Genomic DNA, 17,721 nt, shown 5'->3' on the forward strand with positions numbered 1-17,721 from the left:
GCACTGTCGTCAGTTGTGAGCAACTGACGGCACGGTGCTGGATCGGGTTTGCGTTGGTGTGGGCAGGTTCTTCAACCTGCCCGGCGAGGTTTCTCAAAACCGAGTTTATAGGAACCGTTCGGTTTTGAGAAACCTCACTACCGTCAGATGTGAGCAACTGACGGCACAGGTGCTGAGCCGGGTGCCGATTTTTGAGCTTCTGTACCCAAACGAACAGGCTGTGGGAGCGAATAAAGTTTTTCGTAGTATTCCTGCGCCATTCGGTCGGCGTCGAAATAGGGGAGTATGTCGTGCAGGCTGTTCTTCATGAGCTGGAGCCACTGGCCCGGTTGTTCGTAGTACATGGGCAAAATGACTGTTTCCAGCAAAGTATACAGGTTTTCGGCGTCGAAGTCATCCTGCTGATGGGCGGGCCAGGCCAGATTCGCTTCGGGTAATACAAAACTGTTCTCGCCAGATCGGGCAAATTCAGGAATCCAGCCATCATTGGTCGAGCAGTTGATTGCTCCATTCATGGCCGCTGTCATACCACTGGTTCCCGAAGCTTCGCGGGTGAGTCGGGGTGTGTTAAGCCATAAATCGGCTCCCTGTTTAAGTAATTTCGACAGGTATAGTTCATAGCCTACCAGTACTGAGCAATTAGTATACTGCTTCGATACATGAACCAGTCGGTCGAAGGTGCCGATGCTGGCGTAATCGAACGGATATGGTTTTCCAGCCCATATAATTTGCACCGGGTATTTGGGATTCGTCAGCAGACGGTCAAATCGGGCCGGGTCCGATAACAGAAGGTCGGCGCGTTTATAGCCTGCGAATCGTCGTGCCCAGACAATAGTAAAGACAGCTGGGTCATACAGATCGCCCGTCTGATTGGCAACCAGCTCGAAGAGAACCTGTTTACTGGCTCGTTTTCGTGAAATCAGCGAGGTATCATCCTGAGCAGCGGCAGCCGTGTCCAGCACCGGATCACCCCAGAACTGGTGATTTTGGGCATTGGTAATAGAAATGATCGGGCAAACGGCCGGGTTGCCCTGCCACATTTGCTGGCTTACTTCCTGATGGCGTTTCGAAACCGCATTGGCACGTCCGGCCATGCGCAAAGCGCCTAGCGCCCAGTTAAATTGCTCATCATGTATGCCCGTAATTCGCTGGACATCCTCCAGGGGAAGGCTATCAAAAAAGCCCATTCGATCCAGTAACCGACAATCGCTGCGGGGATTTCCGGCCTCTTCGGGCGTATGCGTCGTAAACACCAGTCGCTCCTGAACAGCTTCAAGACTACCTACTTGCCGGAGGAGGTAAAAGGCAAGTGGCAGCGGATGGCTTTCGTTCATGTGGTAAACGTCTGGTTTGAGTTGAAGTTGCTCCAGTAGTTTGGCCCCTCCAATACCGAGTAAAATACTGGAAGCGATGCGGGTTTCAGGGTTTGGGTCGTAGAGCCGATGGCAGACTGTTTGCGCCAGATAATCATTTTCGGGTAGATCGGTCGACAGAAAATACGTCGGTACAGTGCCGAAGACGGTTGGGGGCAGGTAATAGGCTGTTACCCAGACAGGCGACTGATTGATCTGAATCTGAAAGCGGAGGTTGGTTGGCTGAAGAAAGCTGTAGTGCTTTTCCATAAACAGCACGTCCATCGTCTGATCGGCTTTATGGACCTGATCGTAATACCCGTATTTCCAGAGAATACCGACGGCTACCATCGGCTGCTGAAGCGCATACGCACTGCGCATGTGTGACCCGGCCAGAAAGCCCAGCCCACCCGAATAGGTTTTGAGGTACTGAACAAAGGCATATTCCATTGAAAAATAAGCCACCAAGGGCATACCTCCCGAAGCGATTGCGGTTGTAGAATCCATAGAATCAGGTTGATGATGGCCCGAAGGTCGGTAATCATTTTGCGCATCGGGCTGAAACCAAACAGCCCAAAGGCTGATTCTTATCAGACAATTGACTACAAACAGCTGTTACGTTGAGTGTGGTCATAGGGGGCTGTGGCTCCGATAGGGAGTTTTGCCAGACCTATACTGATGCACTAAATGAATACGTCCCAACCGGAAATGTCGTCTCAACTACTTGTGCTAAACAGTGGTTCATCAAGTATTAAGTTTGCTGTTTATGATCTGGCCGAACGACGGATTGCGTCGGGTAAACTGACCCGAATCGGGCAGGCTACGGGGGCGTTTGAACGAACCGATGGCCACCAGACCAACACGGATGCGTTGGCATTGCCCGACCATACGGCGGCCCTGAATGTTTTGTTCGACTGGCTTCATCAGCAAAGCCATCTGTACATCGGGGCAATTGGCCATCGTATGGTGCATGGGGGCGAACGCTACTGGACACCGCAGCGGGTGACTGACGGGCTGCTGGCTGATCTACGTTTACTGATCCCACTAGCACCTGACCATTTGCCCGCCGAAATCAGCCTGATTGAAGCGGTAGCGGCTCAGTATCCGCAGTTACCTCAGGTTGTTTGCTTCGATACAGCGTTTCATCACAGCATGCCTGCGCTGGCCCGACGATTACCCGTACCCCGCTATCTGGCTGAGGAGGGCGTTATACGGTATGGGTTTCACGGCCTTTCGTATGAATATGTCATGACCCGATTACGGCAGGATGCTGGGGACGATGTCGCCAATGGACGCGTAGTACTGGCGCACCTGGGTAATGGAGCCAGTATGGCGGCTGTTCGGCAGGGTAAATGTATGGATACAACAATGGGGTTTACGCCCACGGGTGGCCTGATGATGGGAACCCGTACTGGCGATCTGGACCCTGGTGTCGTGCTCTACCTGCTGAACCATCGGGGATTAGAGAGTTCGGAACTCAGTCGGTTGCTGAACGATGAGTCGGGACTGCTAGGCGTTTCAGGGACTAGTTCTGATATGCAGACACTGCTTCAACTGGAGCCAGACCCGCCAGCCGCAGCCGAAGCAATCGCGTTGTTTTGTTACCTGGCGGCTAAACAGCTGGGCGCACTGGTCACCGTATTGAATGGACTCGATACACTGGTATTTACCGGAGGTATTGGCGAAAACGCACCGACGATTCGCGCCCGGATTTGTGAGCGGCTGGCCTATCTGGGTATCATGCTCGACCCCACCCGAAACCAGGCCAGCCAAGCCGTTATCTCCCCCGAAGGACATTTACCCGTAGTACGAGTTATTCCTGCCGATGAAGAGGTTATGATCGCGCGCTATACCCGGCAGGTGTTACAGGTTTAGTTGGACGAGAGTCAGGGAGCGTATCGCAAATGTTGAAGGTACTAATTAGGTCGGTTGTTTCGATACGGCCTTTCACCGCAGGCATGCCTGCGGTGATCGGATAACCTCGTCGGCATCAAGATAGCGTGTGTGATTATGAGAAAAGAGTAAATCCCATTTCTGTAATCAGTACTTTTATCGCCGATAAACCACTAATTCGTCAATCAGTACCCAACTATGAAATCTCCAATAAGTCTTCCAGTCATTTTTCTTTGTTTCGTGACAAGCGTTGGCGTTGCTCAGAAAGCCCCAACGCCTATTTTCAACGCTAATCATAAGAATGAATGGTATACTTTTCTTAGTGAATCGGGGAAAAACCATGATCCTCATGCCGTTTTTACGTTTGAAGGGGATGTTATTCACGTTTCGGGCGAAGAGTTCGGATACATCGCTACCAACAAGGAGTACAGTAATTTTCACCTACGTGTAGAATTTAGATGGGGTGAAAAAAAATATCCGCCCAGGGTTAACGACAAAAGAGATGCAGGCATACTGTACCATGCTGATTTTTACAATGGCGATAAAGTTTGGCCCCGTTGCCTGGAGTACCAGATTCAGGAAGGCGATTGTGGTGACGTTTGGATGGTAGATAGTGTAATGGTTATGCATCGTGGCAAACAGACGACGCCTATGAACTGGATTCGTGGACAGAAAGAGCTGAACAACGAAAAACCCAATGGCGAATGGAACACGGCAGAAGTGATCGTGAATAAAGGCAAGTTCATTCACATGCTTAATGGTAAAAAGGTAAATGAAGGCGAATTGATTAACACCCAAAAGGGGCACATTTTATTGCAGTCAGAAGGGGCAGAGGTATTCTACCGCAACGCAAGTATTCGGGAGTTTACGGACAAACCACGATGATGAGAAGGCTTATACAGTCTTTTTAAACGCCCCTAAATGAGAGATTTGCTAACCCGTAATTAGCCTGACATTTTGTACCTTGGCTACAAAAAGGTGCTGCAAAAACGGACATGCATTAGGCGTGTACAATAATCAACTATCTAGTTGGCCAACGGGCTCTTCTTCCCATCATTCTGCTAGTAGTATTAGTAACTCATCTTTATGACTCACCTACCCGAGAGGGATAAATCCACCAAACCAGTCGAAGTAAAGACCACGAGAAAATTATACGGACTTGACCATTTACGGGCATTGGCCATTGGGTTCGTCTTTTTGTTTCATTATTTTATTCTGAGCAATGGACAACCCGAATGGTTACCAGAGCTTGCCAGATTTGGCTGGACTGGAGTCGACTTATTTTTTGTATTGAGTGGTTTCCTTATTGCTTCTCAACTTTTTGAGGATATAAAACAAAGAAGAAAAATCTCATTGGGCGGTTTTTTTCTTAAACGATTCTTCCGAATCATACCCCCTTACTTAGTCACAGTGGGGCTCTATTTTTGTATCCCTGCCTTTCGCGAAAAAGAAGCCTTGCCACCCCTGTGGAAATTTCTAACCTTCACCCAAAACTTTGACTTGGACTTAAAACATTACGGGACGTTTTCTCATGCCTGGTCCCTTTGTGTTGAAGAACACTTCTACTTGTTGTTACCTCTAATTTTGGTCATCTATCAATCGGTAGACCGCTTTAATCGATCGGGATGGCTTTTGTTGGCTCTGTTCTTTTTCGGATTTGGCGCCCGGCTTTATAGTCTCAACGTTATGTATGCCCCTTATATTGGGCATGAAAACAGTTGGCTCTATTGGTATAAATATGTCTATTACCCTACCTATAATCGACTGGATGGGCTATTAATTGGTGTGTCTGTCGCTGGTGTATATACATTTCATTCTACTCTGTGGCACAGAGTCTCTAAGCAGGGAAACGTACTTCTTGCAGCAGGAGTTTTACTGCTCATACTTGCTTATTGGATGTGCGAAGACCAACAAACCCTGGTGGCTTCCGTTTTTGGTTTTCCGCTATTGGCTATTAGTTATGGATTTGTCGTTGCTGGAGCCATTAGCCCAACAAGTTTTATGTATAACTGGAAGTCAACCATCTCCGCGTCTATTGCCACCTTATCGTTTGCCATTTATCTGACTCACAAGGGGATCATTAAACTAACTCACGGATTACTGGAAGGAACCAACTGGGACAGTAATTGGGTACTCTTCGTTTGTATAATGACGAGCCTACTTGGTGCAATCTTACTCCATGTGTTGGTTGAAAAACCATTTCTTAAAATCCGCAACAGCATACTGAATTCTATCAATTAGTTAGTATAGCGACACTGTAGCAACGCGGAGTTACGCTACCCGTTCGAGTGTGGATGATTTTGCTGTGTTGAATAGTTTCTGAAACAGGCCTTTAGCCAAAGCATGCATAGCCAAAAGCGCAGTTGGACGGGTATAAAAATACCCGGTGGTTTTCAAGCAACTGCTGAGTGAGCTTAGGCTAAAACCTGATTATGGTCAGACTGATTTACACAGAGTTACCAGTTCGCCCGGCGTAGTTTTTCCGGTTGGGCCACCCGAATATGGCCCGATGAATTGACCTCGATAAGCCCGTCCTGTTTGAACTCGCTGAGGGTTCGGATGAGCGATTCCGTGGCCGTACCCGTCAGTGCGGCCAGATCATCGCGGGAGAACTGGATCAGGGCGTCGGGCTGTTGGTTGTGCAGGCGAAGTAAGGTGTCGGCCACCCGACGGCGGAGTGAACTATAGGCCATACCCAGTAGCTGCTGTTCACGGTCGCCAACTCGCCCGGCCAGCAATTTGATGAACTGCTGGCTGACATCGGGGTTGCTGGAAACCAGTTGAAGGAAATCGTCTTTGGGAATGTAGAGTAGTTCCGAATCTTCCAGCGTAACGGCCGAATCGGTGTAGTCGCGGTTTTCCAACAGGGCGAAATAACCGAAAAACTCACCCGGCCCATAAATACCCGTAATAAATTCCTTGCCATCGGTATTGTTGCGTACCGTCTTTACTTTGCCCGACTTAACGAAAAATAGTCGGGTTGGGTCATCGCCTTCCGAATAGACGTACTGTTTTTTGCGGATGCTATGCGGTTTGCGATCAACCGACAGGCTGTTCAGATTCCCTACGGATTTGGCATCGTCCAGAAACTGCGCAAGGCCATCCTGTTTCAGGTCATAATCGGGTCGTATATGTGTAAAGCGGTTCAGGCGGCCTTCAATGGCGCTCAGTAGCTCACTCTCTTCGAAGGGTTTGGTCAGGTAGTCGTCGGCCCCCAGATCCATGCCTTTCCGAAAGTCGTTTCGCTCGGTTTTGGCCGTTAGAAAAATGAAGGGCACACCCGATAGATCTGGATTCCGGTTGAAGACCTGCAAAACCCCATAACCGTCCAGAACGGGCATCATGATGTCGCAAATCACCAGATCGGGTCTGGTTTCCAGGGCGATCTGAACCCCGATTTTGCCATTTTCGGCGGTGAGAACATGATAGTTGGCCAGTTCAAGGATTTCGGCGGTTGTTTCGCGAATGGCTTCGTTATCTTCAATCAAGAGGATGGTTTTCATACGGTAAGCTGAAGGTTATGGTGGTCCCTTTGTTCAATTCACTTTGCAGCTGGATGGTGCCCTGCATGAGTTCGACATACCGGGCCACAATGTGTAGTCCCAGGCCGGTGCCCGATACATTTGTTGCGTTTTTAGCCCGGAAAAACTGTTCAAACAGGTGTTGTTGATCGTCGGGTGAGATGCCAATACCCTGGTCAATCACCTCTACGGTTATCTGTTGGTTAGCGCAATGCCCCTCTATTCGTATTAAAGTGCCTTCGCCCGAATATTTAATGGCATTCGACAGGAGGTTGACCATGATTTTACGAAGTAGCGAGGGGTCGAGCCAGATCGAAGACGGACTTTGTATCGCAATGTCGACCGTTTGCCCGGCCTTCAACAGACTGCTCATGTCGTGCACCACTTCTTCTACCAAGAGAACGAGATCTACCTGAGCAGGATGGGCCGTAATTTTTCCCTCTTCGAGCCGTCCTACCGATAAAAACTCTTCCAGAATATCGTTGAGGTGTTTGACCGATGCCCGGATGCGTTGCAGGTGTTTCTGGCGTTTGTCCTGCTGGTCGGCGTTGGGGTACTTTTCGATTAGTGAGGTGGAGTTGAGTACGGCCGTGAGTGGTGTGCGAAACTCATGAGACGCCATCGAGACGAAGCGCGATTTAAGTTCGCCGAGCTCCCGCTCCGTTTTCAGGGCCTGAGCCAGTTCATCTTTCGATTGCTCCAACTGCTCCAGCGTGTCCATCAAGGCCTGGGTGCGGTCGGCTACTTTCTGTTCAAGTTCGGTATTGAGCCGTTCTACGTTGGCTTTTTGTTCCAGCAGCTGCCGTTCGGTTTCTTTTTTGAATGTGATATCAACGATGTAGGCTACAGCATAGAGTGTATTGTCGAGCCGGAAATAGCCCAGGCTGATTTCGACCGGAAACAGGGTGCCATCCTGGCGCTGGGCATACAGATCCCGGTTGTGTCCCATCGGTCGGGACTGCGGATTATTATTGAACGAATGCCGGAGTTTTTCGTGGTACTGACTAACGCTCCGGGGTACGAGTTGTTCAATCGACACACCCATCAGGTCATCATTCGTGTACCCAAATAACTGACTGGCCATGTGGTTTGCCGATACAATCTGGCCTTTCTCATTGGCAACGATGATCCCAATTGTCGCCTTGGTAAAAACGGATTCATACCGCCTGACGCTGTGGTCCAGCTCGCGTTCGGTACGGTGTAGTCGGTCCAGATTGGCGATACGCACCAGCATCATCTGGTCGCCTGAAAATAACTTCAGGGTTATACGTCCCCAGAACGTATCGCCCGTATGCCGTTTAATTTCGGTTTCTTCCTCAACGTGCCCTTTCTGTTTCAGGCGTCCGACCAGTTCTGTCCATTCTTCTGACGAAAGGGGGTGACTTCTGAACGAAAGCTGAGGCTGACCCAGCAAAAGCTCTTCAGAAGGATAGCCGAGCATCTGCACACCCGCCCGATTGATGCGTATATAGTGATTCTGGTGGAGATCATACACGCCCAGGAAGTCATTTTCCTGCTCGAACAGGAGGCTCATCAGGGCCGTGGCATCGATGCCTTTAAACATGGAAGGATCTTGGAGAAGTTTATGGTTAGGGGTAGTTGGGAACAAAGTACGGAAATGAAGCTATGTTGATGCAACTTATCGGCTAATAAAATTGCCGTTATCGACGACGTATTAACAAGCATAGGGGGCGTATAAGCATGCGAAGATGTCATGCTTTCGGGAGGCTTGGCTGGGACGTTGATCGATCGCTGATCTGGCTACCCCATCAATATTAGTTTCTTACCTGATTGAGGTCATTTTTTTGCGCTGGATAAGTGCCCATCTTCACCGCATCATGAATCGATCAGGCCGATTCAGAAACCGATACGCATATGAATACAGGCCGCACAAAACGGTTAGTGCCCAGCGTGACATTGCCCGTGTTACTGACATTTATTCCTACCGACGATAAGCCCTATTCGGCTGTGCAGGAGATGATTAGTGAGTTGCAATATCAGCTTGAGGGAAAAATAAGGGTACTAAAAATTGAAGCGGCAGCTCATCCAGCTATCGTTCGTAGTTTTGGGTTGCAGCGACTTCCGGCCTTCATATTGCTGCTTCAGGGAACCGAGTTGTGGCGACAGGAGGGAATGCCCAACACCAGTTTGCTTGATCTGTTGCCTCGAAATTTGCTACCGGCCTAACCCCTTAGGCCGTCGCTGCCACGCGTTATACCCTTCTACCCATAGGGTTCCCGCCAGGGAGAGCAGGCAACATTGACCCCATTGAGCAACGGTCAGTGGCGTAAACTGCATGAGATCCCGAATCCCCGGAATCCCTTGTGCAGCGGCCAGCATAACGACCGTAACGCCGACAACAGCCCACAAAACAGGATTGGGCCTCTGTATGGACCGAAGCAGCGGTTCCTGGTTTGACCGACGGATGAAGGTTAGCCAGATGTTGCTCATGACCAGATTGGTAAACGTAAGCGTACGAACCAGATTGGCCGAATAACCAAGTTGCATGGTCACATAATAGATGCCGAGCGTAGTCAGGGTGATGGCCAGCCCCTGGATGAGACTCAGGGTTAATTCTCGTGAAGAAAAAAAAGTAGCATTCAGGGGGCGGGGTGGTTGCTGCATCAATCCGGCTCCGGCGGGTTCCTGTTCGAAGGCAATGGAGCAGGTTGGACCCATAATGAGTTCCAGGATGATGACATGAATTGGGTTAAGTAGATTGATATACTGCCAGTTGGCGATTAAGGGAAGTGTTACGATCAGGATGATGGGAATGTGAATGGCAACGATATAGGCGATTGCATTTTTCAGGTTTTGATCGATGCGCCGACCCAGAGCAATCGCATCGACCATACTCCCCAGGTCGTCGTTGGTCAGAATGAGGGAGGCTGCCCGGCGGGCAAGTTCAGTGCCGCGTTGACCCATAGCCACGCCGATATGGGCTGCTTTCAGAGCGGGGCCATCATTCACACCGTCGCCGGTCATGGCTACCACCTGTTTGTTGGCTTTTAAGGCTTCGACCACCCGCAGTTTAGCCTGGGGCAGCATCCGGGCAAATACGTTTATCCGGTCAACTTTTTTGCGAAGTTCACGATCCGACAGGGCCATTACCTGTTCGCCCGTCAGCCAGGCTATCCCTTCGTCCAGACCGACCTGCCGGGCAATGGCGAGCGCGGTCTCGGGGGCATCGCCGGTGATGAGCTTGACGGTGATACCGGCCTGTTTGAACTGGTCAATGACCCAACCGGCGTTGGGTTTGGGCGGATTCTCGAATGCGATCAGCCCTTTAAACGTCCACGGGAAATCGTCCTGACTGGCCGGATAGGTAGCCTCTGACCAATGACTACCCGCAACGCCCAGCACGCGATAGCCTTTGGCCGATAGCAGACGAGCCGTTTCCAAAATGGTCTTGGCTTCGGAAGAGGCCAGCCGACAAATCTGAACGATGCGTTCGACGGCTCCTTTCCCGGCTATCTGAGCGTTCCCCGTGGTTAGGTCATACACATGCGTCATCATGGGGGGAGAACCCGATAGCGGATACTCATGTACCATGGGGCGCTGACCTGCGTCGGTTGGGGCGCTATGCGCCATGTAAGCCGTTAAAATCGCTTTTTCCATTGGGTCGAACGGTTCCGATTCGCTGGCCCATCGGGCATATGACAGCACCTCGTGGGCTCCCGTTGGTAGGGAGCTCTCGTTGTCCGCAGCGATAAGGGTCGTTTCGCCATTCGCGTAAATATGCGTCAAGATCATCCCTTCCTGCGTAATCGTTCCGGTTTTGTCGACGCAGATGACCGATGCTGATCCTAAGCTTTCAACGGTCTGCGGTTGTTTGGTCAGCACACCGAACCGAGCCATTCGAGCCGCTCCCAACGCCATAAAACTGCTAAAGGCTACGGGGATTTCTTCGGGCAGGATGGTCATGGCCATGGTCAGGCCAAACAGTAATGACGTAACCCAATCGCCGGAACGGGCGAAGTTGATAAGACAGACCAGCAAAAAGGCCCCAAGTCCTACGAAGGCCATCCGGTTTACGAAGTGATGAATCTGCTGTTGGAGCGGTGTTTTTTCGGCAACTATCGTTTGGAGCGAACGCCCTAGCTGACCGAGTTCGGTCTGTTCGCCAACCGCCGTAATCCAGAGGAATATCCGACCGGATGTGAGTACCGTACCGCTATATAAACGAGTACCATCTTCGATTTTTGTTACCGGAACCGACTCGCCTGTAAGCATAGACTCATCGACTGTGCAATCATTGGCCTGTAGGAGCCGCCCGTCGGCCGGAACAGTTTGACCTTCGGTCAGCAGCACCACATCGCCAACCACCAACTCGGCTGTCGGAAGATCCGTAAGTTGCCCGTCGCGCATCGCCTGAACGGTGGGTTGCGTTAACTGGCGTAGCGCCTGCAACGCCTTATCGCTACGGATGGATTCAAAAACAGATAATCCCGCCACAAGCAGCATCGCTATGCCGAGAACGATGCCTTCCTGCCACTCGCCCAGAAACCCATAGAGAGTACAGGCACCCGCCAGTAAGCCAAACATAGGCTCCGTAACGATATCGACCAGTAATTGCCAGCGATGTTCGGGCTCGGGTAAGGCGTTGGCCCCGTTGCGGCTTCGCGATACGTTGACTTCATCGGTTGTCAATCCGGCTAAACTGGTTATCGGTTCGAGGGGTGAGAGGGGCATACGCTACAGAGAGTTGGCGTCTCAAAATTGCCTTCGCAGCTTGCTGTATCAACTGATATGGATTGGTAGGACGGCTGATTTTACTCACACCTAATGTTCTCAGACGATTGACTGATGAAAGTCATAGAAGCACCTAATACCCATCAGACTACCGACGTCCGTCAGTCGACAATTTTGCCGATGGTAACCTATTTCTATTTACCTCCTCAATACGAATGAACCAGACTATCGTTCCCTCAACTGTCGAGCCTTCGCCCCAACGATTGACGAATGTGCATCGTTATTGGCAGGCGACCAATTACCTTGGTGCGGCTCAGCTTTATCTGCGTGACAATTTCCTGCTGGAGCGACCGCTGGAAGCCTCCGATATTAAACCGCGCCTGCTGGGGCATTGGGGTACGCAGCCAGGGCTGAACCTGGTGTACACGCATCTGAATCGACTGATTCAGGATACCAACGCGGAGGTGCTTATGGTAGTTGGGCCGGGTCATGGAGCGCCCGCTATTCTGGCGAACCTTTACCTCGAAGGAACAATGGGCGAGTTTTACCCGGAGTTTAGGGTAGGTATGGACGGGATGAGCGAACTAATTCGGCAATTCTCCTGGCCGTATGGCTTGCCGAGCCATCTGGTGCCGGGCACACCCGGACAGATTCAGGAAGGAGGTGAACTGGGGTATTGCCTGTCGCACGCGTTTGGAGCGGCTCTGGATAATCCTGATTTGCTGGTTGCCTGTGTTGTTGGCGACGGGGAGGCCGAAACCGGGCCACTGGCAGCTGCCTGGCATTCGAACAAGTACTTGAATCCGGCCACCTCGGGGGCTGTATTACCCATTCTGCACGCAAACGGATATAAACTGTCTGGACCGACCATTTACGGGCGTATGAGCCAGTCTGAGTTATCCAGTCTGTTTATCGGCTACGGGTATCAGGTTCGGTTTGTTGGCGGGAGCGATCCGATGCAGGTTCATGCGACTATGTGGCAGGCCATGAACTGGGCCTATGAAGAGATTCAGACCATTCAGCATCAGGCACGTATGGGATTGCTGACGGGTGTGCCGGCCTGGCCGATGATCATTCTGCAAACGCCCAAAGGATGGACCTGCCCGCTGACTGTCGATGGAAAACCAATCGAGAATACCTCGCATGCGCACCAGTTGCCTGTTGCCGATCCGGCTGGTCAGCCTGCCCAACTTTCTGTTCTGGAGGGTTGGCTTCGGAGTTACCGGCCACAGGATTTGTTCGATAGTCTGGGGCGTCCATTTGCCAATGTGCTGGCGACCTGCCCCACGGGTTCCCGGCGTATGGGTATGAATGCCCACGCCAATGGAGGCCAGCAACTCGTGCCGCTGCAACTACCCGATTATGCGTCGTATGCCGTGCCGGTTGCCTCGCCCGGAACCGTTACCGACGAGGGAACCCATACGCTCGCGTTGTACCTGCGTGATGTATTTTGCCTGAATGAATCGGCTCGGAATTTCCGGGTGGTGTGCCCCGACGAAACCACGTCGAACCGAATGGCTCCTCTTTTTCAGGCGACGCAGCGGGCCTGGATGGGGACTATGATCGAAACCGACGAGTTTTTGTCGCCCGATGGCCGGGTAATGGAAATCCTGAGCGAACATACCTGCGAGGGCTGGCTGGAAGGGTATCTGCTCACTGGGCGACATGGGTTGTTTGGCTGCTATGAAGCGTTTATACCGCTGGTCGACTCGATGCTGAATCAATACGCCAAATGGTTGAAAGTGAGCAAGGAAACGCCCTGGCGAAAACCTCTGGCGTCGCTCAACTATCTACTGACGTCGCACGTCTGGCGGCAGGACCATAACGGCTACACACATCAGGCGCCGGGTTTTATTAACTCGGTAGTTGAAAAGAAGAGCGAAATAGCGCGGGTATATCTGCCTCCCGATAGCAACTGTTTGCTGGCCGTGGCCGACCACTGCCTGCGGAGCCGCGATTATATAAATCTGATTGTAGCGTCTAAAGCCAGGCAGGCTCAATGGCTGAGCATCGACGAAGCCCGCGCTCATTGCAGCCGGGGTATGTCGGACTGGGAGTGGGCAGGTAATGCCACAGGGCATCAGCCCGATGTGGTGCTGGCCTGCGCTGGCGATGTGCCGACCAACGAAACAGTAGCTGCTGCCGCTATTTTAACGGAACACCTGCCCGAATTGCGGGTTCGGGTGGTCAATGTAGTTGATCTGCTGACGATGCAGTCGCCGGATCGGCATCCGCATGGCTTTCCCGAAGCGGCTTTTGTACAGCTCTTTACGGAGAGTAGGCCCGTGGTGTTTGCCTTTCACGGCTATCCTACACTCATTCACGAACTGCTGCACCATCGGACTAATCCGACCCGGTTTCATGTGCGGGGCTATATGGAGGAAGGCCGTACGACGACCCCTTTCGATATGCTGGTGCTGAACAACATGAGCCGATACCAACTGGTGCTGGCGGCACTGGAGCATCTGAGTAAACGGGCTGACGCGCAGAAGCTGGTAGACTGGTGCTATCAGAAGCTGGACCAGCATAAAGCCTACATTCGCCGGGAGGGAGTCGATATGCCCGAAGTCAGAAGCTAATCGATGTTGAATGCCTTTTTATGCTTTTCCGTCAAGTCAATTCTTTATGAAAACCATCCTGTTGGCCACTGATTTTTCGAACCATGAATTCTGGGCTGCTGACTATGCCTGCCAACTGGCGAATCAGCTTCGTACGCACCTGGCCATTGTTCATGCCTATACACCCGTTACGCTGGCCGACATGCATGGCTCGGTCGCTTCCTTTACTGATCAGGAGCGTTTTCTGGCCATCAGCCAGCTCAGTCGTATGCGGACGCGGATGACTAGTGCAACGAAAGGGGCTATCGATGTATCGATTATTGCGTTTCCGGGAGATGCCGAAACAGCGATTGACACCGAAATCGCCCGGCTAAAACCGGATTTACTGGTGATGGGGCTGGCGGGCCAAAATCCGGAGAAGGCTCGCCTGGAGGGAAGCCTGGCTACGAAACGTATTCCCCGAACGCAGGTGCCTATGCTGCTGGTGCCACCGGGAGCCCGGTATCGGCGCGTGCAGTCAATCATTCTGGCGGTCGATCTGTCGGAGCCTATTGATGCGCTGGCGCTGGCCAACGCCAAACGTTTTGCCAAACTCTTCGGGGCCACCCTGGACATCGTCTGTATGGAAGATGAACCGGACGAAGCCCTCCAGAAAGCTGCCGAAGGCATCCGGAAATTGCTGGCTGACCAACCTCATACATTTAGTTTTTTGTCCGGAAATGATCTAAGCATTGTGCTGGACGATTTTCGGGCCGATCATAAAGCCGATCTGATCATGATGCTGCCTAAGCCACATACCTGTTTCCAGACATTTCTGATGGAAAGTAATACGCAGCATGTGGCCCGTCAGAGTCTGGTGCCGGTGCTGGCTGCCATCTAATGGGTTTACCAATTGACCGATGGAGGTAAATCAGTAAGAAGTCTGACGAAGATCATAGGTTGACCGTTGCCATACCAGCACCTTTACGAATTAATCTGTAGCCGTTTGCAACGTAATGAACATTGCTTTTTTTAGCGCATTTTCTTTCGAGAAGCCCTGGTTTGGGTCGGGTACTACCCATCAAATTACGTTCATCGAAAAGCCCCTGAGTCTGCAAACTGTAGAGCTGGCTAAAGGGCATCAGGCGGTTTGTGCGTTTGCCAACGATGACTTAAGCCGCCCTGTTTTGCTATGGCTAAAAAAGCTGGGTGTGTCGGTGGTGGGAATGCGATGCGTGGGCCTTGATAATGTCGACCAGCAGGCCATGGATGAACTTGGTATAACCCTGCTGATGCTTCCCGGACTATCGCCCTATTCAGTGGCTGAACAGGCAGCTGCGCTAGTGCTGGGGCTTGTTCGGCACTTGCCCGAAGCCCACGAACGGGTGCAACTGGCCGACTTTCGCATCGACGGGCTGGTAGGGACTGATCTGCATGGGAAAACCGTTGGGATTATTGGGACTGGTCGTATTGGCCGGGCGTTTGCTAAAATCATGCTGGGCTTTGGCTGCAAGGTAATTGCCTATGACCTGCAACGCGATCCCGCACTGATCGGAGCCGGGGTTCAGTATGGCTTACTGGCAGAGCTACTGCAACAGGCCGATATTCTTTCCCTGCATTGCTCGCTTACCCCCCTCACCGAACACCTCATCAACGACTACACGCTGGCAGCTCTTAAACCTACGGCCATTTTAGTGAATACAGCGCGGGGAGGGATTGTCGATACGGTGGCTGTTCTGAAGGCGCTGGATGCCGGGCAACTGGCTGGCTATGGGGCTGATGTATATGAACGGGAACGCCCCTATTTTCATTACGATTTTTCGGGCAGAAACCTTGACGATAGCTTATTGGATCGGCTGTGCCATCATCCGAACGTGCTGTTGACGGCGCACCAGGGGTTCCTGACCGAAGAAACGCTTCAACAAATGGCGCAGCAGTTGCTGCAACAGTTCTCATTCTACGAAAACCAGAAAACGATTCATATTCCTCATGCATCAGTATGTTGATGATAGCACAGTAAATCGGCCTAAACGTTTACAAATGGATAGGTTGGTTAGTATGATGCAGCAGAAATATTAAAAGCCATTGATAAACGTATCATTCAGGAATTAAGGCGTACTGGTTCACGGTATTGCCTGTTTTGCGGCTTTCGGCGGTGCGTTCCAGGGATAAAGTAGAGCCGTCGGGCTCGGCCAGAATATAGTATTCAATCAACCCATTGGTGTTGGTAGGCTTGGGCGTTAGGTTGTCCAGCAGGAGCCGTTTGTTATCGGTCGATACACTCCAGGTGCCCGTCGTGACGCGCCCATCTACATCTTTCAAAATCACCTGGTCGGGCTTGCTCAGATCGAGCCGAAAGTTGGTATAGCCCGGTTTTATATTCGATGTAGCCCCCAGCGTAAAGACCAGCACTTCCGATTCTTTAACGGTATTGGCTTTCCAGACTTTGTTGATCAGGCTGGTGATGGGCGTAACGGGTTTGGGCTGACAACCTGCCAGGCCAAGCAGGAGCATAAATAGGCCAACTAGTTTTTTCATGGCAGTAGGATTCGTTTCGTAAAGACTCGCCCCTCGACGTGGATGGCGACGATGTAAACACCCGTTGGTAGTTGTCCCAGTGCGTAGGTCCAGGCAGCAGCCGGTAAAACACGTCGACTGTCATTCAGATGGACTCGTCCGGCCAGGCTATGGAGTTGAATCTGGGCCACGCTGGACTGATGCCAGTCGGTTTGAATATGCAGGGTCTGATCGGCAACAAACACCTGCGTTTGAGAAAGCCACTCATCTTCTACGGCAATCAGAATCTCCTTGATCTGGGCTTGGGCAACGTTCGAATAGCCTGAGCTTCCGGCGGTATTGCTGGCTTGAATCCGGTAGTAGTAAGTGGTAAATTCCTGTAAGCCAGCATCGGTGTAGGTCGTCTGTGAGGCCGGAACGGTCTTTATTCCCTGGAACGGTCCCGACGGGCTCGTTGATCGCTCAATGCGTATAGTTACGGCCGAAGCACCCACGGCGGCCCAGGTTAGTTTGACCTGGTCGTAATCGACGACTTCGGCAGTCAGATTGGCGGGTGTGCCCGGTGGGGCTAGCGGAGTGGTGGCGCAGATCGGGTCGGTATAGGCCGATGGACCAGCCGCATTTTTGGCCCGTACCCGGTAGCAATATTGGGTATTGTCAGCCAATGTCTTGTCTTCGTAGCTGGTGCTATTGGCGGGTAAGTCGGCTACTTTCTGGAACGAACCGCTTGAGCCGGTGGCTCGTTCGAGTTCAAAACCGCTTTCGTTGGCTGATTGGTCTGTCCAGGATACATTGATTTGGGTTGGTGAAATCACTTTGACGGACAGGCCAATAGGTGCTTTGGGTGGAACATCGGGGGTGATGGCATCGGCAACATTACTAGTTGGGCTGGTTCCGCTGGCATTGGTGGCACGTATTCGGTAATAATACCGGGTATTGGGTGTCAGGCCGTTGTCGACATAGGCAGTGGTCGTTCCGGCTACCGTCGTCAGCGAATTCCAGTTACTTGTTCCATCCAGGCTGCGTTCGATCACGATACTAACCGCATTAGGAATGGCACTCCAGCTTAGGCTGATCTGTGTGGTGGATGTGGCCGTAGCTTTCAGGTCCTGAGCCGCAATGGGTGGACCAACGGGCGTTGTAACATCGACCGTATTGGAAGGATTCGACGAACCTGCCGCGTTGACTGCCCGCACCCGGTAATAATAA

13 protein-coding genes are annotated in these 17,721 nt (G+C 51.7%); 7 read left to right on the forward strand and 6 right to left on the reverse strand.

The genetic code is table 11. The features are described 5' to 3' along the window. Window positions 1-143: 143 nt before the first annotated feature. A complete protein-coding gene (gene glgP, locus BGO59_RS16040; protein ID WP_293684638.1) occupies window positions 144-1,859 on the reverse strand; it encodes an alpha-glucan family phosphorylase in 1,716 nt (571 codons plus the stop codon). Window positions 1,860-2,039: 180 nt separating this feature from the next. Between glgP and BGO59_RS16045 the strand changes: the two genes are divergently transcribed. The 3 genes from BGO59_RS16045 (at window position 2,040) to BGO59_RS16055 (ending at window position 5,486) form a co-directional block, all read left to right on the forward strand. Beyond that, on the forward strand, window positions 2,040-3,227 hold the full coding sequence (locus BGO59_RS16045) for an acetate/propionate family kinase (protein WP_293684639.1): 1,188 nt from the start codon (window positions 2,040-2,042) through the stop codon (window positions 3,225-3,227). 216 nt (window positions 3,228-3,443) lie between these two features. Then, window positions 3,444-4,130 (forward strand): DUF1080 domain-containing protein, encoded by a 687-nt coding sequence (locus BGO59_RS16050; protein WP_293684640.1) that lies wholly within the window; start codon window positions 3,444-3,446, stop codon window positions 4,128-4,130. Between the two features lie 201 nt (window positions 4,131-4,331). Beyond that, entirely contained in the window at window positions 4,332-5,486 is a 1,155-nt protein-coding gene (locus BGO59_RS16055; protein WP_293684641.1) for an acyltransferase, read from the forward strand. 215 nt (window positions 5,487-5,701) lie between these two features. Here the strand turns inward: BGO59_RS16055 and BGO59_RS16060 are convergent, their stop codons facing one another. Further along, window positions 5,702-6,748 (reverse strand): response regulator, encoded by a 1,047-nt coding sequence (locus BGO59_RS16060; protein WP_293684642.1) that lies wholly within the window; start codon window positions 6,746-6,748, stop codon window positions 5,702-5,704. Beyond that, a complete protein-coding gene (locus BGO59_RS16065; RefSeq protein ID WP_293684643.1) occupies window positions 6,726-8,330 on the reverse strand; it encodes a PAS domain-containing sensor histidine kinase in 1,605 nt (534 codons plus the stop codon). The genes BGO59_RS16060 and BGO59_RS16065 overlap by 23 nt, the downstream gene beginning before the upstream one ends. Before the next feature lie 311 nt (window positions 8,331-8,641). On the opposite strand from BGO59_RS16065, the gene BGO59_RS16070 reads away from it, so the two are divergent. Continuing rightward, entirely contained in the window at window positions 8,642-8,953 is a 312-nt protein-coding gene (locus BGO59_RS16070; protein WP_293684644.1) for a thioredoxin family protein, read from the forward strand. Here the strand turns inward: BGO59_RS16070 and BGO59_RS16075 are convergent. Continuing rightward, a complete protein-coding gene (locus BGO59_RS16075; protein WP_293684645.1) occupies window positions 8,942-11,458 on the reverse strand; it encodes a cation-translocating P-type ATPase in 2,517 nt (838 codons plus the stop codon). The genes BGO59_RS16070 and BGO59_RS16075 overlap by 12 nt on opposite strands. Before the next feature lie 215 nt (window positions 11,459-11,673). Here BGO59_RS16075 and BGO59_RS16080 point away from each other — a divergent pair, with 215 nt between their 5' ends. The 3 genes from BGO59_RS16080 (at window position 11,674) to BGO59_RS16090 (ending at window position 16,001) form a co-directional block, all read left to right on the forward strand. Further along, a complete protein-coding gene (locus tag BGO59_RS16080) occupies window positions 11,674-14,037 on the forward strand; it encodes a phosphoketolase (protein ID WP_293684646.1) in 2,364 nt (787 codons plus the stop codon). Between the two features lie 46 nt (window positions 14,038-14,083). Beyond that, window positions 14,084-14,896, forward strand: a complete 813-nt coding sequence (locus tag BGO59_RS16085) for a universal stress protein (protein WP_293684647.1) — start codon at window positions 14,084-14,086, stop codon at window positions 14,894-14,896. 115 nt (window positions 14,897-15,011) lie between these two features. After that, on the forward strand, window positions 15,012-16,001 hold the full coding sequence (locus BGO59_RS16090) for a 2-hydroxyacid dehydrogenase (RefSeq protein WP_293684648.1): 990 nt from the start codon (window positions 15,012-15,014) through the stop codon (window positions 15,999-16,001). A 91-nt stretch (window positions 16,002-16,092) separates the two neighbouring features. Here BGO59_RS16090 and BGO59_RS16095 read toward each other — a convergent pair whose 3' ends face one another. Both BGO59_RS16095 and BGO59_RS16100 read right to left on the reverse strand, forming a co-directional pair. Beyond that, on the reverse strand, window positions 16,093-16,533 hold the full coding sequence (locus BGO59_RS16095) for a hypothetical protein (protein WP_293684649.1): 441 nt from the start codon (window positions 16,531-16,533) through the stop codon (window positions 16,093-16,095). Continuing rightward, on the reverse strand, window positions 16,530-17,721 hold a 1,192-nt coding region (locus BGO59_RS16100; protein ID WP_293684650.1), incomplete at its 5' end, for a fibronectin type III domain-containing protein. The genes BGO59_RS16095 and BGO59_RS16100, both read right to left, overlap by 4 nt.

It is taken from the genome of Spirosoma sp. 48-14 (assembly GCF_001898575.1).
Classification (GTDB): domain Bacteria; phylum Bacteroidota; class Bacteroidia; order Cytophagales; family Spirosomataceae; genus Spirosoma.

Bases quoted from the DNA above. Each gene is read 5' to 3' on its own strand.
- BGO59_RS16070 (WP_293684644.1), top strand. From the start codon at position 8,642: ATGAATACAGGCCGCACAAAACGGTTAGTGCCCAGCGTGACATTGCCC.
- BGO59_RS16045 (WP_293684639.1), top strand. From the start codon at position 2,040: ATGAATACGTCCCAACCGGAAATGTCGTCTCAACTACTTGTGCTAAAC.
- BGO59_RS16085 (WP_293684647.1), top strand. From the start codon at position 14,084: ATGAAAACCATCCTGTTGGCCACTGATTTTTCGAACCATGAATTCTGG.
- BGO59_RS16050 (WP_293684640.1), top strand. From the start codon at position 3,444: ATGAAATCTCCAATAAGTCTTCCAGTCATTTTTCTTTGTTTCGTGACA.
- BGO59_RS16080 (WP_293684646.1), top strand. From the start codon at position 11,674: ATGAACCAGACTATCGTTCCCTCAACTGTCGAGCCTTCGCCCCAACGA.
- BGO59_RS16060 (WP_293684642.1), bottom strand. From the start codon at position 6,748: ATGAAAACCATCCTCTTGATTGAAGATAACGAAGCCATTCGCGAAACA.
- BGO59_RS16055 (WP_293684641.1), top strand. From the start codon at position 4,332: ATGACTCACCTACCCGAGAGGGATAAATCCACCAAACCAGTCGAAGTA.
- BGO59_RS16065 (WP_293684643.1), bottom strand. From the start codon at position 8,330: ATGTTTAAAGGCATCGATGCCACGGCCCTGATGAGCCTCCTGTTCGAG.
- BGO59_RS16090 (WP_293684648.1), top strand. From the start codon at position 15,012: ATGAACATTGCTTTTTTTAGCGCATTTTCTTTCGAGAAGCCCTGGTTT.
- glgP (WP_293684638.1), bottom strand. From the start codon at position 1,859: ATGGATTCTACAACCGCAATCGCTTCGGGAGGTATGCCCTTGGTGGCT.
- BGO59_RS16075 (WP_293684645.1), bottom strand. From the start codon at position 11,458: ATGCCCCTCTCACCCCTCGAACCGATAACCAGTTTAGCCGGATTGACA.
- BGO59_RS16095 (WP_293684649.1), bottom strand. From the start codon at position 16,533: ATGAAAAAACTAGTTGGCCTATTTATGCTCCTGCTTGGCCTGGCAGGT.